Source organism: Streptomyces viridochromogenes DSM 40736 (assembly GCF_000158955.1).
Lineage (GTDB): Bacteria > Actinomycetota > Actinomycetes > Streptomycetales > Streptomycetaceae > Streptomyces > Streptomyces venetus.
Genome location: NZ_GG657757.1, coordinates 4,735,954 through 4,758,161, shown reverse-complemented (window position 1 = coordinate 4,758,161; position 22,208 = coordinate 4,735,954). Strand labels below are relative to the sequence as shown.

General features: G+C 72.7%; 23 protein-coding genes. 8 read left to right on the top strand and 15 right to left on the bottom strand.

Translation table 11 applies throughout. The features are described from left to right. Positions 1–11 precede the first annotated feature (11 nt). The 3 genes from SSQG_RS20995 to SSQG_RS20985 all read right to left on the bottom strand — a co-directional run bounded on the left by SSQG_RS20995 (position 12) and on the right by SSQG_RS20985 (position 1,698). A complete protein-coding gene (locus tag SSQG_RS20995) occupies positions 12–671 on the bottom strand; it encodes a DUF5063 domain-containing protein (protein ID WP_003991836.1) in 660 nt (219 codons plus the stop codon). Beyond that, the gene (recR, locus tag SSQG_RS20990; RefSeq protein WP_003991835.1) at positions 664–1,263 is read right to left on the bottom strand and encodes a recombination mediator RecR; all 600 of its coding nucleotides are present in this window, start codon (positions 1,261–1,263) and stop codon (positions 664–666) included. Before recR ends, SSQG_RS20995 begins: the two co-directional genes overlap by 8 nt. 93 nt (positions 1,264–1,356) lie before the next feature. Next, positions 1,357–1,698 (bottom strand): YbaB/EbfC family nucleoid-associated protein, encoded by a 342-nt coding sequence (locus SSQG_RS20985; protein WP_003991834.1) that lies wholly within the window; start codon positions 1,696–1,698, stop codon positions 1,357–1,359. 303 nt (positions 1,699–2,001) lie between these two features. Between SSQG_RS20985 and SSQG_RS20980 the strand changes: the two genes are divergently transcribed. Beyond that, positions 2,002–2,754, top strand: coding sequence for an SLATT domain-containing protein (locus SSQG_RS20980; RefSeq protein ID WP_039933269.1), 753 nt, complete (start codon positions 2,002–2,004; stop codon positions 2,752–2,754). 88 nt (positions 2,755–2,842) lie between these two features. Here SSQG_RS20980 and SSQG_RS20975 read toward each other — a convergent pair whose 3' ends face one another. The 3 genes from SSQG_RS20975 to SSQG_RS20965 form a co-directional block, all read right to left on the bottom strand. Further along, on the bottom strand, positions 2,843–4,969 hold the full coding sequence (locus SSQG_RS20975) for a serine/threonine-protein kinase (protein WP_039933267.1): 2,127 nt from the start codon (positions 4,967–4,969) through the stop codon (positions 2,843–2,845). Between the two features lie 79 nt (positions 4,970–5,048). Beyond that, the gene (locus SSQG_RS20970; RefSeq protein WP_003991831.1) at positions 5,049–5,525 is read right to left on the bottom strand and encodes a MarR family winged helix-turn-helix transcriptional regulator; all 477 of its coding nucleotides are present in this window, start codon (positions 5,523–5,525) and stop codon (positions 5,049–5,051) included. After that, positions 5,522–6,127: a type 1 glutamine amidotransferase family protein gene (locus SSQG_RS20965; RefSeq protein WP_003991830.1), complete on the bottom strand. Its 606-nt coding sequence runs from the start codon at positions 6,125–6,127 to the stop codon at positions 5,522–5,524. Before SSQG_RS20965 ends, SSQG_RS20970 begins: the two co-directional genes overlap by 4 nt. Before the next feature lie 170 nt (positions 6,128–6,297). Between SSQG_RS20965 and SSQG_RS20960 the strand changes: the two genes are divergently transcribed. The 3 genes from SSQG_RS20960 to SSQG_RS20950 all read left to right on the top strand — a co-directional run bounded on the left by SSQG_RS20960 (position 6,298) and on the right by SSQG_RS20950 (position 9,245). Next, positions 6,298–7,653 carry an aspartate aminotransferase family protein gene (locus SSQG_RS20960; protein ID WP_003991829.1) on the top strand — a complete coding sequence of 452 codons (1,356 nt, stop codon included), beginning with the start codon at positions 6,298–6,300 and terminating at the stop codon, positions 7,651–7,653. A gap of 118 nt (positions 7,654–7,771) precedes the next feature. After that, positions 7,772–8,473: a GntR family transcriptional regulator gene (locus SSQG_RS20955; RefSeq protein WP_003991828.1), complete on the top strand. Its 702-nt coding sequence runs from the start codon at positions 7,772–7,774 to the stop codon at positions 8,471–8,473. A gap of 121 nt (positions 8,474–8,594) precedes the next feature. Then, positions 8,595–9,245, top strand: a complete 651-nt coding sequence (locus SSQG_RS20950; protein ID WP_003991827.1) for a hypothetical protein — start codon at positions 8,595–8,597, stop codon at positions 9,243–9,245. 254 nt (positions 9,246–9,499) lie between these two features. Here the strand turns inward: SSQG_RS20950 and SSQG_RS20945 are convergent, their stop codons facing one another. Continuing rightward, positions 9,500–10,783 (bottom strand): adenylosuccinate synthase, encoded by a 1,284-nt coding sequence (locus tag SSQG_RS20945; RefSeq protein WP_003991825.1) that lies wholly within the window; start codon positions 10,781–10,783, stop codon positions 9,500–9,502. Positions 10,784–10,968: 185 nt separating this feature from the next. On the opposite strand from SSQG_RS20945, the gene SSQG_RS20940 reads away from it, so the two are divergent. Then, entirely contained in the window at positions 10,969–11,838 is an 870-nt protein-coding gene (locus SSQG_RS20940) for a diacylglycerol kinase family protein (RefSeq protein WP_003991824.1), read from the top strand. Between the two features lie 19 nt (positions 11,839–11,857). On the opposite strand, the gene SSQG_RS20935 is transcribed toward SSQG_RS20940, so the two are convergent. Beyond that, positions 11,858–12,355, bottom strand: a complete 498-nt coding sequence (locus tag SSQG_RS20935) for a GbsR/MarR family transcriptional regulator (protein WP_078507041.1) — start codon at positions 12,353–12,355, stop codon at positions 11,858–11,860. Between the two features lie 74 nt (positions 12,356–12,429). Here SSQG_RS20935 and SSQG_RS20930 point away from each other — a divergent pair, with 74 nt between their 5' ends. Genes SSQG_RS20930 through SSQG_RS20920 form a run of 3 tightly spaced genes read left to right on the top strand, consistent with a single transcriptional unit; the run spans position 12,430 to position 15,201 of the window. Next, positions 12,430–13,326: an ABC transporter ATP-binding protein gene (locus SSQG_RS20930; protein WP_003991822.1), complete on the top strand. Its 897-nt coding sequence runs from the start codon at positions 12,430–12,432 to the stop codon at positions 13,324–13,326. Further along, a complete protein-coding gene (locus tag SSQG_RS20925; protein WP_003991821.1) occupies positions 13,323–14,927 on the top strand; it encodes an ABC transporter permease in 1,605 nt (534 codons plus the stop codon). The genes SSQG_RS20930 and SSQG_RS20925 overlap by 4 nt, the downstream gene beginning before the upstream one ends. Positions 14,928–14,976: 49 nt before the next feature. Next, positions 14,977–15,201: a hypothetical protein gene (locus SSQG_RS20920; protein WP_039935279.1), complete on the top strand. Its 225-nt coding sequence runs from the start codon at positions 14,977–14,979 to the stop codon at positions 15,199–15,201. Here SSQG_RS20920 and SSQG_RS20915 read toward each other — a convergent pair. The 7 genes from SSQG_RS20915 to SSQG_RS20885 form a co-directional block, all read right to left on the bottom strand. Further along, entirely contained in the window at positions 15,185–16,387 is a 1,203-nt protein-coding gene (locus SSQG_RS20915) for a cytochrome P450 (protein WP_003991819.1), read from the bottom strand. The genes SSQG_RS20920 and SSQG_RS20915 overlap by 17 nt on opposite strands. Positions 16,388–16,534: 147 nt before the next feature. Next, entirely contained in the window at positions 16,535–17,200 is a 666-nt protein-coding gene (locus SSQG_RS20910; protein ID WP_003991818.1) for a response regulator, read from the bottom strand. Beyond that, positions 17,197–18,540, bottom strand: a complete 1,344-nt coding sequence (locus SSQG_RS20905; RefSeq protein WP_003991817.1) for a sensor histidine kinase — start codon at positions 18,538–18,540, stop codon at positions 17,197–17,199. Before SSQG_RS20905 ends, SSQG_RS20910 begins: the two co-directional genes overlap by 4 nt. Positions 18,541–18,641: 101 nt before the next feature. Continuing rightward, entirely contained in the window at positions 18,642–19,325 is a 684-nt protein-coding gene (locus tag SSQG_RS20900) for a response regulator (protein ID WP_003991816.1), read from the bottom strand. Further along, positions 19,322–20,701: a sensor histidine kinase gene (locus SSQG_RS20895; protein WP_003991815.1), complete on the bottom strand. Its 1,380-nt coding sequence runs from the start codon at positions 20,699–20,701 to the stop codon at positions 19,322–19,324. Before SSQG_RS20895 ends, SSQG_RS20900 begins: the two co-directional genes overlap by 4 nt. Continuing rightward, on the bottom strand, positions 20,694–21,902 hold the full coding sequence (locus SSQG_RS20890) for an acyltransferase family protein (RefSeq protein WP_003991814.1): 1,209 nt from the start codon (positions 21,900–21,902) through the stop codon (positions 20,694–20,696). The genes SSQG_RS20895 and SSQG_RS20890 overlap by 8 nt, the downstream gene beginning before the upstream one ends. Next, positions 21,895–22,208: alpha/beta hydrolase (locus SSQG_RS20885; RefSeq protein ID WP_003991813.1), on the bottom strand; the 314-nt coding region annotated here is incomplete at its 5' end. The genes SSQG_RS20890 and SSQG_RS20885, both read right to left, overlap by 8 nt.

Sequence of the window (22,208 nt, the reverse complement as noted above, 5' to 3'; positions counted from 1 at the left end):
GTCGTCGGCGGCTACTTGGCCTGGCGGATGCCCAAGGGGTGGGCGATCTCCTGCGCCATGACCCGGCCCGCTTCGAACTCCAGGGTGTCGTCGCCCATGCCCTGGTCCGTGTCCAGGCCGTCCAGTTCGGCCAGGGGCTGGTCGAGACGGACGTGGGCGAGGACCGACTGGAGGGCCCGGAGGGTCGCCGAGGCGGTGGAGCCCCAGTTGGAGAAGTAGGAGAACTGCCACCACCACAGGGCCTCCGTGGTGCGGCCCGCGCGGTAGTGGGACATGCCGTGGCGGAGGTCGGTGATGACGTCCGCCAGGTCGTCGGAGATACGCGCCGGGACCGGGGCCTTGCGGGGCTCGTAGGGGTCGAAGACCTCCGAGTAGACGTCGATCGGGTCGAGGAGGCGGACCAGGTTCTCGCGGAGCCCGTCCACGTCCGGCTCCGGGCCCGAGTCGGGCTCGTAGCGCTCGTCCGGCACTATGTCCTCGTGCGCGCCGAGCCGGCCGCCCGCGAGGAGGAGTTGGGAGACCTCCAGGAGAAGGAAGGGAACCGCCGATTCCGGCTCGTCGCCCTTCGCGACCTCCGTGACGGCGACCAGGAAACTCTCGATCTGGTCCGCGATCTGGACCGCGAAGTCGTCCGGGTTCTGGTCGGTCGCGTGCAGCGTGGCGTCAGACATCTAGGAGTCGTCTCCCCTCGAAGGCGCGGCCGAGAGTCACCTCGTCCGCGTATTCCAGGTCCCCACCCACCGGGAGGCCGCTGGCCAGGCGGGTGACCTTCAGGCCCATGGGCTTGATCATGCGGGCGAGGTACGTGGCTGTGGCCTCGCCTTCGAGATTCGGGTCCGTGGCGAGGATGAGCTCGGTGACCGTGCCGTCGGCGAGCCGGGCGAGGAGTTCCCTGATCCGCAGGTCGTCCGGCCCCACCCCGTCGATCGGGCTGATCGCTCCGCCCAGCACGTGGTACCGGCCCCGGAACTCACGCGTGCGCTCGATCGCCACGACGTCCTTCGGCTCCTCCACCACGCAGATGACCGCGGGGTCGCGCCGGGTGTCACGGCAGATGTTGCACAGCTCCTCCTGCGCGACGTTGCCGCACGTCGCGCAGAAGCGGACCTTCGCCTTGACCTCCATGAGGGCCTGGGCGAGCCGTCGTACGTCCGTCGGTTCCGCCTGCAGGATGTGGAAGGCGATCCGCTGGGCGCTCTTCGGACCGACGCCGGGCAGTCGCCCCAGCTCGTCGATCAGGTCCTGGACCACGCCTTCGTACAACGGACTGCCCTTCCTGGGTCCTCGAGGTCGGTACGCACCGCCTCGTACGTACCGTAGTTGTCAGCCGCCCGTCCGAGGAAGGCGGTAGGCGTTTCAGAACGGCAGTCCCGGGATGCCGCCGCCGCCCAGACCCTGGGCGAGGGGGCCCAGTTTCTGCTGCTGGAGCGCCTGCGCGTTCTCGTTGGCCGCCTGGACGGCCGCCACGACCAGATCGGCGAGGGTCTCGGTGTCCTCGGGGTCCACCGCCTTCGGGTCGATCTTCAGGGCGCGCAGTTCACCGGCGCCGGTGACGGTCGCGGTCACAAGGCCACCGCCCGCCTTTCCGTCGACCTCCGTCTGCGCCAGTTCCTCCTGCGCCTGAGCCAGGTCCTGTTGCATCTTCTGGGCCTGCTGGAGCAGCTGCTGCATGTTGGGCTGGCCACCACCGGGGATCACGATCAGCTCCTTGCTCGGTACGGGTTTTCCCGTTCGCCACGAGCCTACGTGGTCGCGCCTGCCGTCGCCCCGGCACTCTTTCGAGTGAGTTCCGCTCGCGCCCGATAACCGATCAAGGAATACTTCCGGGCGGAAAAGCGGCGAAAGCTACATCTTCGCCACCGGCTGGGGGGTAGGAAGGGTCCGGCGCGTCAGGAGGCAGGCATTACGTGTCGTGTGGGTCAGGAGCGACGCGTGCGTCTTGTGCGTCTTGTGCGTCATGTGTGTCGTTTGTCACGCAGCGTGGTCAGTAGGGAGTGCCGGGTGGGTCAGCCGGAGATGCAGCCCGAGGGGCCGCCGCAGGACGGACGGGGCGAGGGGGCGGCCCGGCTGCGGCCGGGCGATCTGACCGGGCGGGCCTTTCCGCTCGGGGACTGGGGCGAGCCGGCGGCACGGCTGGACGAGCTGTACCGCTGGGTGGAACTCGGGGCGCTCCGGACGGCGGCCTGGTACCTGGAGGACCGGGTGTGGAAGCGGCGGGGTGCGCGGGTGCTGCGCTGCGGGGCGGCGGCCGGAGCGGTGGTCGGGGTCGCGCTGCCCCTGCTGGACCTGACCGGCGCCGCGGCCGGTATCGCGCCCTGGGGGTGTCTGGCGCTGCTGCTGGGGGTGGCGTGCGTCGCCGCCGACCGGTACTTCGGGGTGACGTCGGGCTGGATGCGGGACGTGGCCACCGCGCAGGCCGTGCAGCGGCGGTTGCAGGCGCTCCAGTTCGACTGGGCCGCGGAGAGCGTGCGGGAGGTCCTGGGCCCGACGGAGGGGACGGCCGGTGAGGCGGCCGAGCGGTGTCTCGGGGTGCTGCGGAGGTTCTCCGAGGACCTGAGCGAGCTGGTGCGGGGGGAGACGGCGGAGTGGGCCGGGGAGTTCCGGAGCAGGGCCGCCCCGGTGGGGACGCAGGCGGTGGTGTTCTCCGGGAGCGGTCGAGGGGCCGAGGTGGGGGGTGTGAACGGGCGGTTCCCCGCGCCGCCCGGGAGCGCGAGGCCGAACATGCCCCGGCAGCGGCCGCCGGAGCCCAGGTGACGTAGCGGCGGTCCGCGTCCACGGCGGGTGGGGTCGAGACGCTCGACCCCACTGGACGTTCAACAGCTTCCCGTGAAAGGCGAGTTGGTCACTGCTTCGTGTACGTCAGCTTCTCGCCGCTGCTGGTGTTGAGGCGCTGGAGCGTGCCGTCCGGCTGGAGGGCGACCTCGGTGGCCGCGCCCGGGGTGCAGGCGGTGCGGGGCTGTCCGACGGTCACGGTGGACGGGCCGATCCGCAGCGAGCCGTCGGCGTCGGGGGCGTCGGTCAGTTCGCCCTCGAAGACGCAGTGGTAGGTGCCGCCCCCGCTCGTGGGGCCGTCCGCCACGAGGGACAGGACCGTGTCGCCGGGCTCGCCCTGCTGGATGGTCAGACTGCGGGTGTGCTGCCCGTCGGTGTTGTCGATGGTGGTGGTCCAGGTGCCCAGGTATCCGGTCGGGATCGCGCCGTTCACCGGGGAGGACGGGTCGCCCGGCTGCGAGGGCGCCGGGGACGGGCCGGCGGCCTGGGGCGCGCCGGCACTCCGCGAGGGGGTGGGGTCGTCGGCCTTGTCCCCGGCGCCGCCCCGCATCAGCGCGTACACCGATCCGCCCGCGGCCAGCGCGACGACCAGGGCGATCACGACGAGCAGCGCGGTGGACCGGCCGTCCCTCCGCGGTGGCTCATGCGGCGGGCCGTACGGCGGGGTCGTGCCGTACGGGGGCGGGCCGTAGGGCGGGGTGGTGCCGAGGCCGCCGTAGCCGGGGTGGTACGCCGGGGCGGCGCCCGGGGTGCCGGGCTGGGGGTGCTGGTGCGGGTGCTGGTGCGGGTGTTGCTGGGGGTAGCCGTACGCCGGGTGCAGGTGCGAGGGCGTCTGCGGGTGGGGCGGGGCTCCCGGGCCGGGGTTCGGCAGCGGTGCGGGCGCCGGGGTGGCGGTGCCCTGGCCCGCGGCCAGGGTGGGCAGATGGTTCAGCGGTGGGCCCTCGCCCGGCCGGCCGGGCGAGGGCGGGCCGGGGGTCGCGGCGGGCGCTGCCGCGGGGGCCGGGGGCAGCGCGGGGCGCGGCGACGCCTCGTCGGCGGTGGGGGCGTGTTCGGGTGTCGCGTCGGGGCCGGGCTTCTCGTCGTGGCCGGGCCTTTCTTGGCCGGGCCTTTCGTCGTGGCCGGGCCTTTCGTCGTGGTCCGGGCCCAGCTGCTTCGCGCCGTCGCTCTCCGGCCGCGGGCCGGTGGGGGCCGGTCGCGCGGTTTCCCGCGCCCCTTCGACGGCGGGCCTGGCCTGCCCCGCCTCCCCCTCCGGATCCTCCGCGTCCAGCAACCGCACCGCGTGCCGCCCGAGTTGGGCGACCAGGGCGCTGGGCAGCCAGGGGTCGAGGGCGCGGCCGTCGGAGACGGTGTCGTCCGCGCCCGTGCGTTCCAGGACGCGGTCGAGGGACGGACGGGCGGCGGGGTCCTTGCGCAGACAGTCGCGCACCAGGTCGGCGATGCCCTCGGGGACGCCCTCCAGGTCCGGTTCCTCCTGGGCGATGCGGAACATCAGCGCGTGCACACCGCTGCCCGCGGTACCGAAGGGCAGGGCGCCGGTGGCGGCGTAGGCGAGGACCGAGCCGAGGCAGAAGACGTCGCACGCCGGGGTGATGCGGTCGCCCCGCACCTGCTCGGGCGCCATGAAACCGGGCGATCCGACGAGCGCGCCGGTGCGGGTGAGCCCGCCGTCCGTCACGGTCTCCAGGGCCCGCGCGATGCCGAAGTCGATGACGCGCGGGCCGTCGATGGTGACCAGCACGTTGGACGGCTTGAGGTCGCGGTGGACGATGCCGGCGGCGTGGATGTCCTTGAGCGCGTGCGCGAGCCCGGCCGCGAGGATGCGCACCGTCCGCTCCGGCAGGGCTCCGTGGTCGTGCCCGACGACCTGCTGGAGGCTCGGTCCGGCGACGTACCCGGTGGCGACCCACGGCACGGCCGCCTCGGTGTCCGCGTCCAGCACCGGCGCCGTCCAGTACCCGCCGACCCGCCGCGCGGCCTGGACCTCCTGCCGAAACCGCTCCCGGAACTCCTCCTGCGCGGCCAGTTCCTCGCGGACGAGTTTCACGGCGACCGTACGGCCCCGCTCGGAACGGGCCAGATAAACGTGCCCCATGCCCCCAGCACCGAGCCGCGCCATCAGCCGGTACGCACCGATCCTCCCCAAGCGCTCAACGCCTGGGGGCACCCCCATCGGATCCCCGGGCCCCAGTTTCTCCATCGCTCAGCCGCCTTCCCCCCACACGTGAGCAACAGATCGAGAATAGTGCGGGGCCGGGGCGGGGTGACCTGGGCGACGTCTACGGTTCCGTAACGGGCGGGGGCCCGTCTCCGGGCAGCCCCACCTGGTCCAGCACCGCCGACAGCCGCTCCAGGATCCGCACCGCCTCCGCCAGCTCCGCCTCCCCGAACTCCTCCGCCAGCCGATCGGCGAAGGCCGCGTGCCCCGGGCCGATCCGGGCGATCGCCGCACGCCCCTGCTCGGTCGGCGCGAGGAGCTTGGCCCGGCGGTGCGCGGGGTTCGGCCGGTACTCGGCGAGCCCGCGCCGCACCAGCAGGTCGGCGATGCGCTGCACGCTCTGCCGTGTGATGCCCATCGCGCGGGCGATCCCGGAGACGGGCAGCGGTTCGCCGAGGACCGCGCCGAGCACCTGCCACCAGGCGGCGGTGAGCCCGGCGGGCCGGGCCAGTTCCTCCGCCACGGTGAGGAACTGGCCGTTCAGCCGGAACACCCCGAGGGCGCTGCGGCTGAACAGGTCCTGACGCTCCCGGCTCACAGCGCCCCGGCCTTCTCCAGCACCGGGTACGCCGCCGGGTCGGAGTCGTGGAACAGCCGGTACCAGGCGTCGAGCACGTCCTCCTCGTACAGCCCGAGCAGCCGGAAGATCTCCCGGGCGAAGGCGACGGGTTCGGTCGGGCCGGCCGTGACCAGGCCACCGTCGGTGACGGCGTCGGCCTCGACGTACCGGGCGCCGCCCGCGTAGCCGGTCGCCGCCAGGTAGAAGGAGACCGCGCTGGTGTGGGCCCGGTCGTCGAGCAGTCCCTCGCGGGCCAGTCCGGCGGTGGCTCCGCAGATCGCGGCGACGGGCACGCCCGCGTCGAGGAACCGCCGGGCCTCGCGGGCGAAGGGGGCCAGGGCCTCACCGGTGTCCCAGAGGTCCGCGCCCGGGAGGATCAGCAGCGCGCAGTCCTCGGGCCGGACGTCGTCCAGGGCGAGGTCGGGCTGGATGCGCAGCCCGCCGATGCTGGTGACCGGGTCCGTGGAGGGCCCGACGGTCCGGATCGAGTGACCGGCGCGGGCGAGCTGTGCCGTGGCGTGGCCGGTCTCCCAGTCGGCGAGGGTGTCGTAGACGGCGAGATGGACGGGCTTGCTGCTCATGGCTCCTCCTGGGGATCCCACGTATGACAACATGCTGTCGATTGGACAGCATGTTGTCAACAGCCCCCTCTGCGCACCGGCTTCCCGTCGACAACCTGTCGCGGAAACCCCCAGACCTCACACACGACGCCGATTTCCCGCCCGTCCCCCGGATGCCTACCCTCGCCCGCATGACCCCTCAGCCGAACCCCGAAGCCGGTGCCGCCGTCAAGGCCGCCGACCGTGACCACGTGTTCCACTCCTGGTCCGCCCAGGAGCTCATCGACCCGCTCGCCGTCGCCGGGGCGGAGGGGTCGTACTTCTGGGACTACGACGGCCGGCGCTACCTCGACTTCTCCAGCGGTCTCGTCTACACGAACATCGGCTACCAGCACCCGAAGGTCGTCGCCGCGATCCAGGAGCAGGCCGCGACGATGACGACCTTCGCGCCCGCGTTCGCCATCGAGGCACGGTCCGAGGCGGCCCGGCTGATCGCCGAGCGCACCCCGGGCGACCTGGACAAGATCTTCTTCACCAACGGCGGCGCCGACGCCGTCGAGCACGCCATCCGCATGGCGCGCCTGCACACCGGCCGCCCCAAGGTGCTCTCGGCGTACCGCTCGTACCACGGCGGCACGCAGCAGGCCGTGAACATCACCGGCGACCCGCGCCGCTGGGCCTCCGACAGCGGCACGGCCGGGGTCGTGCACTTCTGGGCGCCCTACCTCTACCGCACCCGCTTCTACGCGGAGACCGAGGAGCAGGAGTGCGCGCGGGCGCTGGAGCACCTGGAGACGACGATCGCCTTCGAGGGGCCCTCGACCGTCGCGGCGATCATCCTGGAGACCATTCCGGGGACGGCCGGGATCATGGTCCCGCCGCCCGGCTACCTCGCGGGCGTGCGCGAGCTGTGCGACAAGTACGGGATCGTCTTCGTCCTGGACGAGGTCATGGCCGGTTTCGGCCGGACCGGTGAGTGGTTCGCGGCGGACCTGTTCGACGTCACCCCCGACCTGCTGACCTTCGCCAAGGGCGTGAACAGCGGATACGTGCCGCTCGGCGGTGTCGCGATCTCCGGCGCCATAGCGGAGACGTTCGGCAGGCGGCCCTACCCCGGCGGTCTGACGTACTCCGGGCACCCGCTGGCGTGCGCGGCGGCCGTGGCGACGATCAACGTCATGGCGGAGGAGGGCATCGTCGAGAACGCGGCCCGGCTGGGCGCCTCCGTCGTCGAACCGGAGCTGCGGGCGCTCGCCGAGCGGCACCCCAGCGTCGGCGAGGTGCGCGGCACCGGCATGTTCTGGGCGCTGGAGCTGGTCCGCGACCGGGAGACCCGGGAGCCGCTGGTGCCGTACAACGCGGCCGGGGAGGCGAACGCGCCGATGGCCGCCTTCGCCGCCGCCGCGAAGGACGGCGGGCTGTGGCCGTTCGTGAACATGAACCGGACACACGTGGTGCCGCCGTGCAACATCGGGGAGGCGGAGCTCAAGGAGGGGCTCGCGGTGCTCGACGCCGCGCTCTCCGTGGCGGACGAATACACGCAGTAAACATCTGTAAACCCGTCAGTAACGGACAACCTCGCGGCGTGTTCGAACGCGTAAGGTGGCGTGCTCGTAGACATATACGTGCACGCCACCCGAACGCGACGAGGGAGACGCCCTGACCATGCCCGGCAGCACCGGCAACGGCTCCGTGACGCGCAGCACCCTGCGGCAGCAGATCGCCGACGCCCTTCGTGACGAGGTGCTGGCCGGGCGGCTCCAGCCGGGGCAGGAGTTCACGGTCAAGGAGATCGCCGAGCAGTACGGGGTGTCCGCCACGCCGGTACGGGAGGCGCTGGTCGACCTCTCCGCGCAGGGGCTCCTCGACGCCGACCAGCACCGCGGCTTCCGGGTCCACGAGTACTCGGTCGAGGACTTCCGCGGCATGATCGAGGCCCGCGACCTCGTCATCGAGGGGATGTTCCACGCCCTCACCTCCGGGCAGCGCGCCGCTCTGCAGCCCGACGATCCCCGGGTCACCGCCACCCTCGCCGGGGTCCGGCGGCGCGGTGAGGAGTCGCAGCGGGCGGCCGCGGCCGGTGACCTCACCGTGCTCATCGGCTACGACCTGCGCTACTGGCGCGAGCTCACCGCCCTCTTCGGCAACGCCTATCTCGGCGACTTCCTGCACCGGCTGCGCGTCCAGACCTGGGTGTGCGCGGTGCAGCACCTGCGCCGGCTCAGCGACCTGCGCGGCGAGCTCTGGGCCGGCCACACCTCGCTGGTCGACGCCCTGGGGGCCCGCGACACGACCACCGCCCGGTCGATCATCGCCGGCTACAACGCCCACTCGATCGCCCTGATCGAGCGACTCGCCTCCGGATGACCCGCGTCGCGTCCGTTCGTCTGGGTATGGGACATGCACGACAGGAGCCACTGCCGTGCAGCACCGATACCCTTTCTGCTCACCGCGCCACCCGACCACCGAGCTGAGCGAGGAGCCTTCTTTGGCCTGTGACCTGTGGCTGGTACCGCTCGTCGACGTCTTGTGCCACACGCCGGACAACCCGTTCGCCGAGGAACTCGCGCAATACAACAAGGTGCTCGCCGAGGCCGGGCTGCCGCCGGTGCCGGTGTACCAGTACATGCCGGGCCTGTCGGGCGACGTCGCCCCGGTCGCCGGCTTCGACTACGACGCCCTGCACTTCCTGCGCCGCGCCTATCTGCTCCAGGTGTGCGGTCTGCCGGTGACGCCGGTGGACGAACTCGGCGGCGACTACGAGCAGTTGCTGGAGATGTTCGAGTCGACGGCCCAGCAGTCGCACCTGGTCTGGCACTACGACCACGCGGGCGCGTACGTCCCGGTCGACTTCCCCAGCCCGCTCGCCGACGACGACCTGCTCGCGGGCGGCGGCCCCCTCGGTTCCTCGCACGCCCTGCTGCGGGAGCTGGAGGTGGTGGCCCCCGCCCTCGGCATCGACCCGGCCAACCCGCCGACGGCCCCCCAGCCACCGCTCGCCCCCACGGAGCTGGAAGAACCCGCCGTCCCCGCCCCCTACGACCCCAGCCCCTTCGCCCGCGAACGCCACGTGTGGCTGGGGCTGCACGCCGCGGTGACACGGAGTCTGGCCCAGGGGTCGATGATCGTGTTCAGCTGAGCAGGTCCCGCGCCCGCCCGCGGGCCCGGGGCGGGCAGCCTCCGGCCTGAGCTTCGCAAGGAGGGCTTCGTGGCCCGACGCCCTGCGGTGGCACGCGGCGGAGGAACTGGGCATCGAGGAGCAACTCGGTTTCGACGAGGACGACATGCTCGGCGGTGCGTAGGCGCAGGGCCTCACCACCCCGGGGGCGCAGCACGGCGGCGGCCGGCTCTCACAAGAGAGCCGGCCGCCGGTGGAGGTGGGTCGCGGTGGGACTAGAGGAACGAGTTGATCTCGATCGTCTCGTCGCGGCCCGGGCCCACGCCGATGGCGGAGATCGGGGCGCCGGACATCTCCTCCAGCGCCTTCACGTACGCCTGGGCGTTCTTCGGCAGGTCGGAGAAGGACTTGGCCTTGCTGATGTCCTCGCTCCAGCCCGGCAGCATCTCGTAGACCGGCTTCGCGTGGTGGAAGTCGGTCTGCGAGTACGGCAGCTCCTCGACGCGCTTGCCGTCGATCTCGTACGCCACGCAGACCGGGATCTGCTCCCAGCCCGTGAGGACGTCGAGCTTGGTGAGGAAGAAGTCGGTGAGGCCGTTCACGCGGGTCGCGTAGCGGGCGATCACCGCGTCGAACCAGCCGCAGCGGCGGTCACGGCCGGTGGTGACACCGCGCTCCCCGCCGATGCGGCGCAGCGCCTCGCCGTCCTCGTCGAACAGCTCCGTCGGGAACGGGCCCGCGCCGACCCGGGTCGTGTACGCCTTGAGGATGCCGATGACCCGGCTGATCTTCGTCGGGCCGACCCCGGCACCGGTGCAGGCGCCGCCCGCGGTCGGGTTCGAGGAGGTGACGAAGGGGTACGTGCCGTGGTCGATGTCGAGGAGCGTGCCCTGACCGCCCTCGAACAGGACGACCTTGTCCTCCTCCAGCGCCTGGTTGAGCACCAGGACGGTGTCGGCGACGTACGGCGCGAGCTTGTCGGCGTAGCCCAGCAGCTCCTCGACCACCTGGTCCACGGCGATGGCGCGCCGGTTGTAGAGCTTGGTGAGGACCTGGTTCTTGACGTCGAGGGCCGCCTCGACCTTCTGCGTGAGGATCGACTCGTCGTACAGGTCCTGCACACGGATGCCGACGCGGTTGATCTTGTCGGCGTAGGTCGGGCCGATACCGCGCCCGGTGGTGCCGATCTTCCGCTTGCCGAGGAAGCGCTCGGTCACCTTGTCGACCGTGACGTTGTACGGCGTGATGATGTGCGCGTTTCCGCTGAGGAGGAGCTTGGAGGTGTCGACACCACGCTCGTTCAGACCGCTCAGCTCGGAGAGCAGGACCGACGGGTCGACGACGACGCCGTTACCGATGACCGGCGTGCAGCCGGGGGACAGGATTCCGGAAGGGAGGAGGTGGAGGGCGTACTTCTGGTCACCCACGACCACCGTGTGGCCGGCGTTGTTGCCGCCCTGGTAGCGCACTACATAGTCCACCGAACCACCGAGCAGGTCGGTGGCCTTTCCCTTGCCTTCGTCACCCCACTGAGCACCGAGCAGCACAAGTGCGGGCACGCGCGTACACCCCTTCCGGGCGGGGCATGTCCATGGTCGAGGGCGTACGCGGAGGTTCGCAGCCGCGTGCACCGCGACCGCCGTTGGCCGCCAACCGTCGGACCGGATGCCCCGGAATAGACGAAGCCCCTGGCGCAATAGCGCAAGGGGCTCTTGCACAAAGATGCTACCCGAGGAAGCGAGGCATGGCCGAGGTGGCGACTTCCACGACGTCCGAGCAGCTGCTGGTGGTGGTCGACCCGGTCGCCCGTCGGTCGGACGGCGAGTCCGTACGGATCGCGAAAGACGTGCTCGGAGCGGGTGCGGCGGTGAAGCTGTGCCTGCCGGAAGGGCCGGAGGAGTTCGCCCGGGCGCTGGCCCGGCGGGGTTCGCGACGGCCCGTGGTGGTGGGCGACGACCGGACCTTGATCCGCGCGGTGGGGCTGCTGCACCGTCACCGGGAGCTGGCCGGATGCCCGCTGTCGGTGGTGCCGGTCGGGGGTGCGCTGTCCCTGGCGCGGTCGCTGGGGATACCCACGGGGACGGTGGCGGCGGCGCGGGCGGTGCTCGACGGGGTCGAGCGGCGGATGGACCTGATGGTCGACGACAGCGACGGGGTGGTGCTCGGCGCGCTGCGCATACCGCCGGTGACGGCCCCGCCGGACGTGATGGACCCCGAGGAGGAGGGCCTGCCGGCCCGGCCCTGGCTGCGGACCTGCCAGTCCCTGGTGCGCACCCTGGTCCCGGCCGGCCGGCCGTCCCGGCTCGCCTCCGCGCCCGAGCCGGGCCCCTCCCGGCTGCGGGTCGAGGTCGACGGCGAGACCCTCGTCGACCTGCACCAGCCGGTGGAGGCGGTGTCGGTGTCCCCGACGGCCTCCGGACTCGCCTCGGTGGAGGTCCGTCCGGCCTCGGTGGGCGCGGAGGCCTCCCCCTTGCTCGCCGAGGCCCGCACGGTGACGGTCTCGGGGGCCCACTTCCGCTACCGCGCGGACTCGCTGGTGTCGGGCCCGGTCCGCACCCGGACGTGGGAGGTACGGGAAGGGGCCTGGGGGCTGACGCTGCCCGCGCCGGGGTGACGCGGTGGGCGGACGGGGCTCACCGCGCTCCGAACGTTTTGTCACGGTGTTCGCGCCAGCGTTCCATCACGGCCGCGATCTCGTCGTGGAGGAACTCGAAGAACGCGAGGGTCTCGGAGAGGCGGCGGCCGGCCGGGGTGTCGGGGCCGAGGCTGGTGACGCCTTCGCGCAGGGCGCCTTCCCAGCGCTTCAGCACCGCGTCGCGGTTGGTCAGGGCCTCGTACCACTGGTCGCCGCGCACCCGGTAGCGCTCGCGGCGCGAGCCCGGCTCCCGCTCGCGCGAGACCATGTGCGTCTGGGCCAGGTAGCGCACCGCGCCGGACACCGCCGCGGGGCTGATGCGCAACTGCTCCCCCAGGTCGGCGGAGGTCATCGAACCCTCGTCGGAGGAGAGGAGCGCGGCGAACACCCGGGCGGGCATCCGGGGCATCCCGGCCTCGACGAGCTGTGCCGCGAAGGACTCGACGAACCTCGACACGGCCTCCCTGCTCTGCGCGCTCCTGGCTGATTCCGTCATGCGGTTCATCCTATCCGGGATTCATACGCTTCCTTAACTTCACAAATTTCTGAAAGAAGCGTACGTTCTGAAGCATGACGAAGGCCATCACCGTCTCCGGGCTGCACAAGTCCTTCGGGCGGACGCACGCACTCGACGGGCTCGACCTGGAGGTCGCCTCCGGCGAGGTCCACGGCTTCCTCGGCCCGAACGGCGCCGGGAAGTCCACCACCATCCGGGTCCTGCTCGGGCTGCTGCGCGCCGACTCGGGCGCCGCTCAGGTGCTCGGCCGCGACCCCTGGGCGGACGCGGTCGAAGCGCACCGCCGTATCGCCTACGTCCCCGGGGACGTGACGCTGTGGCGCAACCTCTCCGGCGGCGAGGTCATCGACCTGTACGGCCGGCTGCGCGGAGGGCTCGACCCCCGGCGCCGCGCGGAACTGGTCGAGCGGTTCGAACTCGACCCCACCAAGAAGGGCCGCACGTACTCCAAGGGCAACCGGCAGAAGGTCGCCCTGGTCGCCGCGTTCGCCTCGGACGTCGACCTGCTGATCCTGGACGAGCCGACCTCGGGCCTGGACCCGCTGATGGAGGAGGTCTTCCAGCGGTGCGTCGAGGAGGAGCGCGACCGGGGCCGCACGATCCTGCTCTCCTCCCACATCCTCAGCGAGGTCGAGGAGCTCTGTGACCGGGTGAGCATCATCCGCAAGGGCCGTACGGTCGAGAGCGGGTCGCTCGCCGACCTGCGGCACCTGACCCGCACCAGCGTCGTCGCCGAACTCGCGGGCCCGCCCAACGGGTTGTCGGCGCTGCCGGGCGTGCACGACCTCGACGTGCGGGGCCGCCGCGTCCGGCTCCAGGTCGACACCGACCGGCTGGACGCCGTGCTGCGGTCCCTGAGCGAGTCGGGTGTGCGGTCGCTGACGTCGACGCCGCCGACGCTGGAGGAGCTGTTCCTGCGGCACTACCAGGACGAGGCGGCCGCCCGATGACGACCACCGCCTTGGCCGTACGGCCCGCGAGCTCCCGCCAGTTGGCCGGCACGGGCACGCTGCTGCGGTTCGCGCTGCGCCGCGACCGGCTGATGATCCCGGTGTGGGTCGGGGTCAACGCCCTGATGGTCCTCTCCATGCCGGGCACGCTGGAGGGCCTGTACGGCACTCCGGCCGAACGCGCCGACCTGATCCGCCAGATGGAGACCAACTCCTCGCTGCGCGCGATGATCGGCCCGGTCTTCGGCGACTCGCTGGGCGCCCTGACGGCCTGGCGGGTCGGCGTCTACGCGGGCGCCCTGGCCGCCGTGACGAGCCTGCTGGTCGTCGTACGGCACACCCGGGACGAGGAGGAGAGCGGCCGTCAGGAGCTGGTGACGTCCGGGATGGTGGGCCGCCGGGCCTCCCTCACGGCGGCCCTGCTGGCGGCGGCGGTCGCGAACGCGGTGCTGGCGCTGCTGGTGACGGCGGGCCTGGCCGGTCAGGGCACGACCGGCGCCCTGGCCCTGGGCCTCGGGATCGCCGGGGTCGGGATGGTCTTCGCCACGATGGCGGCGATCGTCGCCCAGCTGACGGAGAGCGCGCGGCTGGCCCGGGGGCTGACGTCGGCGGTGCTGGGCGCCGCGTTCGTGCTGCGCGCGGCGGGTGACTCGGCGAGGGATGACGGTTCGTCGGTGCTGACGTGGCTGTCGCCGCTGGGGTGGCTGGAGAACCTGCGGCCCTACGCGGACGAACGCTGGTGGGTGCTGGCACTGCTCGCCGGGGCGGTCGGCCTCCAGGGCGCGCTGGCCTACGGGCTGGCCGGGCGCCGGGACATCGGCATGAGCTTCCTGCCCACCCGCCCCGGCCCGGCGACCGGCCGTCTGGGCACCGCCGGCGCCCTGGCCTGGCGGTTGCAGCGGGGCAGCGTGCTGGGCTGGAGCATCGGCTTCTTCCTCGCCGGAGTCGTCTACGGCGGCATGACCGAGGGCGCGGCCGACCTGGTCGGCGACAACGAGGGCGCCCGGCGGATCTTCGAGCGGATGGGCGGCCAGTCCGGGCTGACGGACGCGTTCCTGGCGTCGATGGTGGGGATGCTCGGCCTGGTCGCGGCGCTCTACATCGTCGCGTCGGTGCTGCGCCTGCACGGCGAGGAGACGTCGAGCCGGGCGGAACCGCTCCTGGCGAACGCGGTCGGCCGCCTGCGCTGGGCCGCCGGGCACCTGGTCATCGCCTTCGGCGGTGCGGCGCTCATCATGCTCCTGGCCGGCCTCGGCTTCGCCGCCGGCTACGGCAAGGAGATCGGCCCGATCCTGGGGGCGTGCCTGGTGCAGCTGCCGGCGGTGTGGGTGATCGGCGGGGTGGCGGTCCTGCTGCACGGCGTACTGCCCCGGGCGGCCGTGGCGACATGGGGCGTCGCGGGGGCGGTCCTGCTGATCGGCTGGGTCGGGCCCGCCCTGGACGTACCGCGGGCGGTGCTGGACGTCTCGCCGTTCGGGCATCTGCCGAAGCTGCCGGGCGGGGCGATGGAGTGGGGGCCGGTGCTGGTCCTGCTGGCGCTGGCGGTCGTGCTGGTGGCCACCGGCCTGGCGGGGCTGCGGCGCCGGGACATGACGACCTGAGCAGCGGCGGCGGGAACCGCCAAGCGGCCCGCGTACGTCCATGCCGGGCATGGGGCAACGTACGCAGGCCGCGGCGGGATGTCTGACCGCGGGCATCGGGGCGGGCGCGGGACTCGCGGTGTGGTCCGTCGACGTCCGGAAGCGGCTCTGGCGGTTCGAGGCGGCCCCCGACTGGTCCGTGCTCTACGCCGAACTGCCGCTGGCGATCCTCGGCGGGGTCGCCGCCGCCCTGGCGTCCTGGGCCCTGCTCCGGCGTCTCAGACCGCGACGCTGAGCCCCTCAAGACCCCGGATCACGAAGTTCGGCTTCCGCTCCGGCTCCTGAGCGAGGCGGAGCGCCGGGGCCTTCTCCAGGAGGGCCGTCATGGAGGCCGCCAGCTCGATCCGGGCCAACGGCGCGCCGATGCAGTAGTGGATGCCCGCGCCGAAGGAGATGTGGGGGTTGTCGGGGCGGGTCAGATCGAGGCGGTCCGGGTTCTTGAACACGGTCGGGTCGTGGTTGGCGGAGCCGAAGAGCAGGGCGACCTCCGCGCCGCGCGGGATCGTCGTGCCGGCGATCTCGATCTCGTCCAGGACCCAGCGTTCGAAGAGCTGGAGCGGGGTGTCGTAGCGCATCAGCTCCTCGACCGCCGCGGGGACCAGGGAGTGGTCCGCGCGGAGGGCCGACAGCTGCGCCTCGTCGCGGAACAGGGCGTACCAGCCGTTGACCGTGGCGTTCACCGTGGCCTCGTGGCCGGCGTTCAGCAGGAGGACCGCCGTCGAGATCATCTCCTGCTCGGTGAGGCGGTCGCCCTCGTCGTGGGCCTCGATGAGGCCCGAGATGAGGTCATCGCCCGGTTCCTCGCGGCGGGCCGCGATCAGCTCCCGCAGGTAGTCGGAGAACTCCGTCGACGCCCTGACCGCCCTCGCCGCCGTCTCCTCGGACGGGTTCAGCTCGTACATCCCGCAGATCTCCGCCGACCAGGGACGCAGCGGAGCACGGTCGGACGCCGGGATGCCGAGCATCTCGGCGATGACGGCGACGGGGAGGGGTTCGGCCACGTCCTTCAGCAGGTCGCCCCCGCCGGCCGCGACCAGCGCCGACGCCAGCTCGTCGGCCAGCCCCCGCACATACGGCTTCAGCCGCTCCACCGTGCGCGGTGTGAACGCCTTCGACACGAGGCGCCGGATCCGGGTGTGGTCCGGCGGCTCCAGGTCGAGCATGCCGTGGTCGTTGAGCGTGTGGAACGGCTCGTGCTCCGGCGGGGGCGCGGTGCGGCCGAACTCCTCGTGGGTGAACCGGTGCTGGTACGTACGGCCCAGGCGCCGGTCGCGCAGCAGTGCCGAGACGTCCGCGTGATGCGGGACGAGCCACTGGTCCGTCGGCTCGAAATAGTGCACGCGGCCCTGGGCACGCAGCTCGGCATAGGCGGGATACGGGTCGGCGAGGAACGCCGGGTCCCACGGGTCGAAGGCAGCCATGCCGGGACGCTAGCCCCCCATCCCCTTCACTGACCAGGGGTGTTCCTTCACGCGGTCGAGACGCTCCGGTGAAACGAAGATCGCAGCTGGACTGTCCAGGCCCCCCTGCGTCGCCCCGGGCCTCCGGCTCGTGGGCGGCGCTCCCGGCTAGCCCGGCGTCACCAGCCGCGCCTCGTAGGCGAACACCGCCGCCTGCGTGCGGTCCCTGAGGCCCAGCTTCACCAGGATCCGGCTGACGTGCGTCTTGATCGTCGACTCGGCGACCACCAGCCGCTCGGCTATCTCCGCGTTCGACAGGCCCTGCGCGATGAGGACCAGCACCTCCGTCTCCCGCTCGGTGAGATCCCCGTACGCCGCCTGCGCGGAGGGCATGAGACGCGGGGTCTCGGAGAGCTTGGAGAACTCCGTGATCAGGCGCCTGGTCACCGACGGGGCCAGCAGCGCCTCCCCGGACGCCACCACCCGCACCCCGTCGGCGAGCTGGCGGGCCGAGGCGTCCTTGAGGAGGAAGCCGGAGGCTCCCGCGCGCAGCGCCTGGTACACGTACTCGTCGAGGTCGAAGGTGGTGAGCACCAGCACCTTCGTCGCGCCGTCGGCGGCGGCGATCTCACGGGTCGCCTCGATGCCGTTCACCTCGGGCATGCGGATGTCCATCAGCACGACGTCGGGGGCGAGCTCGCGGACCTTGGCGACGGCCTCCCGGCCGTTCACCGCCTCGCCGACGACCTCGATGTCGGGCATCGCGTTCAGCAGGACCGAGAAGCCCTCGCGCACCATCATCTGGTCGTCGGCGATCAGCACGCGGATGGTCATGCGTCACCCTCGTCCGGCAGGGCGACCGGCAGGAACACCGTCACCTCGTAACCTCCGTCGTCCGTGTGACCCGCCGTCATCTCGCCGTTCAGCATCGACACGCGTTCCCGCATGCCCGTGATGCCGTGCCCCGCGCCGGGCGAGGGCTGGATCAGACCCGGGTTCGGCGGCGCGCCGTTGACGATGCGCAGGCCCAGGCCGCCGAGAACGTACCCGATCTCGACCCGGGCGGCCGCGCCCGGCGCGTGCCGCAGGGAGTTGCTCAGCGCCTCCTGCACGATCCGGTACGCCGACAGCTCCACGCCCTGCGGCAGTTCACGTACCGCGCCGGTCACCACCTTGTCCACGCTCAGCCCGGCCTCCCGCACGTTGGCCAGCAGCCCGTCCAGGTCGGCGAGCGTCGGCTGCGGGGCGTCCGGGGCCTCGTAGTCCTCGGCGCGGACGACACCCAGGACGCGGCGCAGCTCGGTCAGGGCCGCCACCGCGTTCACCCGGATCGTGGCGAACGCCTTCTCCAGCTCCGGCGGCGGGTTCTCCACCCGGTAGGGCGCGGCCTCCGCCTGGATGGCGACCACCGACATGTGGTGGGCGACGACGTCGTGCAGCTCGCGGGCGATCGTCGTGCGCTCCTCCAGCAGGGTGCGGCGGGAGCGCTCGTGCGCGGTGACCGTCTGCTGGGCGGTGACCTCCTGCACGGCGTCCCGGCGGATGTGCCACACGGTGACGCAGAGCAGGGCCAGGGCCGATACGACCAGCATGGCGCCGGAGTTGCTGCCGTACTCGTAGTAGGTAGGGCCGATGCCGGTGTCCGCGAGGGCGGCGTACAGCGCCGTCAGCGCCCACATCCACGCCGCCGTGCGCGGCCTGGTGCGTATCGCCACGACCGTCAGCACGGTCAGATGGCAGACGAAGCTGCCGGGCGTCCAGGGCCATTCGCCCCAGCGGCCTCCCAGCGCGGAGGCGATCGGGGTGGAGACCATGGACGCCCAGAACGCGCCGACCGGCCGCACCATGGTCAGCAGCACGGGAATCGCGCACAGCAGACCGAGCAGCAGGCCCGGGCCGCTGGCGTCGACCGTGGAGAAGGCCAGGGTGATCAGGGCCGCCGCGGTGATCACGGCGTGCGGCAGCCAGGTCGCGTACTCCCGCAGGCGGCCCGGCAGCCGGCGCACGATCCGCCCGTCCGTGCGGCGGCCCTGCAGCGGCCGGTAGGCGAAGGCGTCATGGAGGAGGTCCTGCCGCAGCCCGCGCAGGGAGTCCACCGCCACCCGGTACTCCGGGCTGCGCGACTTGGTCCCGCCCCCTGGCGGCGTGGTCTGCGTGTGAGTCGTCTCGGTCACGTACAGAACGGTAAGCGGGGCCCGGGTCCCGGTCGTCCCCAGTGAGAGGGGTTCCTCGTCGTCCCCCTCAGGTACTACGGGGAGCGACCAGGGGGAGCGCCTCAGTATCCCGACGGACGCACCAGCCCCGACTCGTAGGCGAACACCGCCGCCTGCGTACGGTCCCTGAGCCCCAGCTTCACCAGGATCCTGCCCACGTGCGTCTTCACCGTCTGCTCGGCGACGAACAGGTGCCGGGCGATCTCCGCGTTCGACAGGCCCTGCGCGATCAGGGCGAGCACCTCCGTCTCCCGCTCGGTGAGGTCGCCGATCCGTTCCTTGAGCGGGGCGCGGGGCCGGTCGTCCAGCCGGGAGAACTCGGCGATCAGCTTGCGGGTGATGACCGGGGCGAGCAGCGCGTCCCCGGCCGCGATCACCCGTACCGCCTCGGCAAGTTGGTCGGACGAGGCGTCCTTCAGCAGGAACCCGGAGGCTCCGGCGCGCAGCGCGTCGTACACGTACTCGTCGAGGTCGAAGGTGGTGAGCACCAGCACCCTGATGTCCGGGTGCGCGGCCGTGATGCGCTCGGTGGCCTCGATGCCGCCGATCCCGGGCATGCGGATGTCCATGAGGACGACGTCGGGCGCGGTCTCGGCGGCCTTCGCGACACCGCCCTCACCGTCCTTCGCCTCGCCGACGACCTCTATGTCGGGCTGGGTGCCGAGCAGCACGGTGAAGCCCTGCCGGACCATCGCCTGGTCGTCGACGATGAGAACCCGGATGGGGTCGCCGGTGCCGCTCGTCATGAGGTTCCTCTCCTGGGGGCCGTGGTGTGGTCGGTGCCCGGGCCGTCGGAGGGCGGGGTGTCGGGAAGGAACGCGGTGACCTTGAAGCCGTCCCAGTGCCACGGGTGCGCCGTCATCGTGCCACCGAGCATCGCGACGCGCTCCCGCATCCCGAGCAGTCCGTGCCCCGCCCCCGTCGACGGCGGTGCGGGCCCCGTCGGCCGGGAGTTGACTATCTCCACCTCCAGACCGTCCGCCTGGTAGGTGAGACGGACCTTGGCGCTCGCGCCGGGCGCGTGCCGCAGGACGTTGCTCAGCGCCTCCTGCACGATCCGGTAAGCCGACAGCTCCACGCCGGGCGGCAGCGGACGCCGCTCGCCGTTGATCTCGGTGGTGACCTCGCGACCGGCCGCCCGGGTGTTCTCCACCAGCGCGTCGAGCCGGTCGAGGGTGGGCTGCGGGGCGTGGTCGACGGTGTCGCCGCCCGGCCCTATGGGCGTCTCCCCCGGCCCGGGGTGTTCCGAGCGCAGCACGCCCAGCACCCGGCGCAGCTCGGTCAGCGCCTCCAGTGCGTTCTGCCGGATGCCCGCGAGGTTCTCCTTGAGCTCGTCGGGCGGGTTCTCGACGAGGTGCGGGGCGACCTGGGCCTGGATGGAGATGACCGACATGTGGTGGGCCACCACGTCGTGCAACTCCCGCGCGATACGGCTGCGCTCCTCCAGCAGGGTGCGCCGGGTGCGCTCCTCGGCGGTGAGCGTGGTCTGCTCGACGAGTTGCGCACGGGCCTCGCGACGCCCTCGCAGGGCGGTGCCGACGACCACGACGACGGCGGACAGCGGGACCGCGATCGCGCCCGTGTCGTCGTACTCCTCCCCGGTCAGCAGGCTCTCGAGACCGAAGGTGACCAGCACGGTCACGGCCAGTGCCGCTATCGCCGCCCGGGTGGGCACCCGCAGCGCGAGCAGCAGCAGCACGAGCAGCAGGCCGACGATCCCGGCCGCGGTCCAGGGCCAGGTGTAGGTCTCCGGGCCGATACCCAGGTGGCGGTGCAGCAGGAAGGCGCCCGTGACGAAGGCGCCCAGCGCCAGCCACCACGCCGGCACCGGGCGCCACAGCCCCAGCACCACGGCCCCGCCCTGCGCGCCCGCGACCAGGACGGCCGGACCGAAGCTCAGATGGCCGTTGCCCTGCATGTCGGCCGTGCCGCCGAGGACGACCCCCAACACGCCGGCCAGGCACAGCACGCCGTGCGGCAGCCAGCGCAGCCACGTGGAGGGCGGCAGAGGATCCGCCCGGACGGTCCACAGGTCGTCGCGCAGCACCCGCAGCCAGCCCACGACCCGCGCGCGCAGCGCGCGGCCCACCCCCGAGTCCGTCACCCGGCCCAGCCTAGACATGACGCGCCTTCGCCGCCGTATCCCGGCCGGACGGGCGGTGCGACCGCACCACCCGCGAGCCGCCGTCCCCGCCGCCGCCCTGCTCGAAGGACCGGAAGGCGGCCCAGCAGACCGCGAGCGCCAGGGCGAACACGGGCAGCCACAGGAGCCGGGCCCCGACCCAGCCGAGGTCGTCCGGCCGGGTGTGCAGCCCGGGGAGCCGGCCCGCGAGGAGGCCGGTGGCCGTGGTGGCCATCAAGGCCGTCTGGTGCCACAGGAAGACGGTCATCGCGGAGAGGTTGACGAGGGCCACCGCCGCCCACGCCACGGGCCGGCCCATGGCGCGGCGCAGTCGCTCGCGCAGCAGCAGGGCGAGACCGCACTGGGCCAGCCCGAAGGTGACGACCGCCAGCGTCGGCGGATCGAGGTTGGACATCCCCTCGCCGGGGACGCCGACCATCGACGCCGGGTACCCCGCGAGCACGACCAGCGCCACGGTCGCCGCCGCGCCGCCGGCGAGCAGGACCCAGCCCGCCCGGGGCCGCTCCAGCTCGCCCCGGGTCCAGGCGGCGCCCAGCGTGTAGGGCACCATCCAGCCCGCCGCCACGTTCACCCAGCCCAGCCAGGCGGGCCCACCGAGGCCGAAGCGCAGAAGGTCCACGTGCAGGACGACGGCCAGCGGCCAGAGCGGGTTGAGCCGGGTCAGCAGCGGGGTCGCCGCCGTCAGCGCGGCGAACACCACCAGGAACCACAGGGGGGACAGGGCCAGTTTGACCAGCGTCCGCACCGTCCCGAACTCGGCGCCGGACAACAGCAGGGCGAGCGCGACCACTGTCCACAGGCTGAGGACAGCCGCGACCGGCTTGAGCAACCGGCTCAGACGGCCCGTCAGCCACTGGTGGTACGGGACGCCACGGGCGCGGGCCGAGGCATGGCTGCGGGTGGCGACATGGCCGCCGACCAGGAAGAACACGGCGAGCGTCTGGAACAGCCAGGACATGGGCGCGAGCCACGGCATGTGCTGGAGGGGGCTCGCGGTGCGCAGCGTACGGCCGTCGGCGACCAGGGCCGTGACCAGCCAGTGGCCGAGGACGACGCCGAGGACGGCGGCGGCGCGCAGGGCGTCCACAGCCCGGTCGCGGTCGGCCGGGGTGGCGTTGCCGACACGGTCGGCGCCGCGCCGCAGAGCACCCTCGATCCGGTGCACACCGATGTCAGTCATGGGTCACCGCCTTGGTCTCGCCCAGGACGATCCGGGTCAGGTTGGTGAGGGAGGCCGTGCCGGGGCGGAAGTAGTCGCTGTGGCCGCCGTCGCCCGCCGCGAAGACCCGGGCGCCGAAGGCCGGGGAGACGGGGTCGGTGCCGAAGCCGACGGTGACCCCGAACAGGTTCGTCCTGACGTGCGGCACGTTCGCCACCCAGTCGTCGCCGCCCCGGGCCGCCCAGACGCGGGCCCGGGTGCGCAGGGCCGCGGCGGAGCCGGCTCCGGTGCCCGGGCTGCCGACGAGCGCGATGTCGTCGACGGCGA

Coding starts and splice junctions, on each gene's coding strand:
- SSQG_RS20995 (WP_003991836.1), bottom strand. CDS start 671: ATGTCTGACGCCACGCTGCACGCGACCGACCAGAACCCGGACGACTTC.
- SSQG_RS20975 (WP_039933267.1), bottom strand. CDS start 4,969: ATGGAGAAACTGGGGCCCGGGGATCCGATGGGGGTGCCCCCAGGCGTT.
- SSQG_RS20965 (WP_003991830.1), bottom strand. CDS start 6,127: ATGAGCAGCAAGCCCGTCCATCTCGCCGTCTACGACACCCTCGCCGAC.
- SSQG_RS20960 (WP_003991829.1), top strand. CDS start 6,298: ATGACCCCTCAGCCGAACCCCGAAGCCGGTGCCGCCGTCAAGGCCGCC.
- SSQG_RS20955 (WP_003991828.1), top strand. CDS start 7,772: ATGCCCGGCAGCACCGGCAACGGCTCCGTGACGCGCAGCACCCTGCGG.
- SSQG_RS20940 (WP_003991824.1), top strand. CDS start 10,969: ATGGCCGAGGTGGCGACTTCCACGACGTCCGAGCAGCTGCTGGTGGTG.
- SSQG_RS20935 (WP_078507041.1), bottom strand. CDS start 12,355: ATGACGGAATCAGCCAGGAGCGCGCAGAGCAGGGAGGCCGTGTCGAGG.
- SSQG_RS20930 (WP_003991822.1), top strand. CDS start 12,430: ATGACGAAGGCCATCACCGTCTCCGGGCTGCACAAGTCCTTCGGGCGG.
- SSQG_RS20925 (WP_003991821.1), top strand. CDS start 13,323: ATGACGACCACCGCCTTGGCCGTACGGCCCGCGAGCTCCCGCCAGTTG.
- SSQG_RS20920 (WP_039935279.1), top strand. CDS start 14,977: ATGGGGCAACGTACGCAGGCCGCGGCGGGATGTCTGACCGCGGGCATC.
- SSQG_RS20915 (WP_003991819.1), bottom strand. CDS start 16,387: ATGGCTGCCTTCGACCCGTGGGACCCGGCGTTCCTCGCCGACCCGTAT.
- SSQG_RS20910 (WP_003991818.1), bottom strand. CDS start 17,200: ATGACCATCCGCGTGCTGATCGCCGACGACCAGATGATGGTGCGCGAG.
- SSQG_RS20900 (WP_003991816.1), bottom strand. CDS start 19,325: ATGACGAGCGGCACCGGCGACCCCATCCGGGTTCTCATCGTCGACGAC.
- SSQG_RS20895 (WP_003991815.1), bottom strand. CDS start 20,701: ATGTCTAGGCTGGGCCGGGTGACGGACTCGGGGGTGGGCCGCGCGCTG.
- SSQG_RS20890 (WP_003991814.1), bottom strand. CDS start 21,902: ATGACTGACATCGGTGTGCACCGGATCGAGGGTGCTCTGCGGCGCGGC.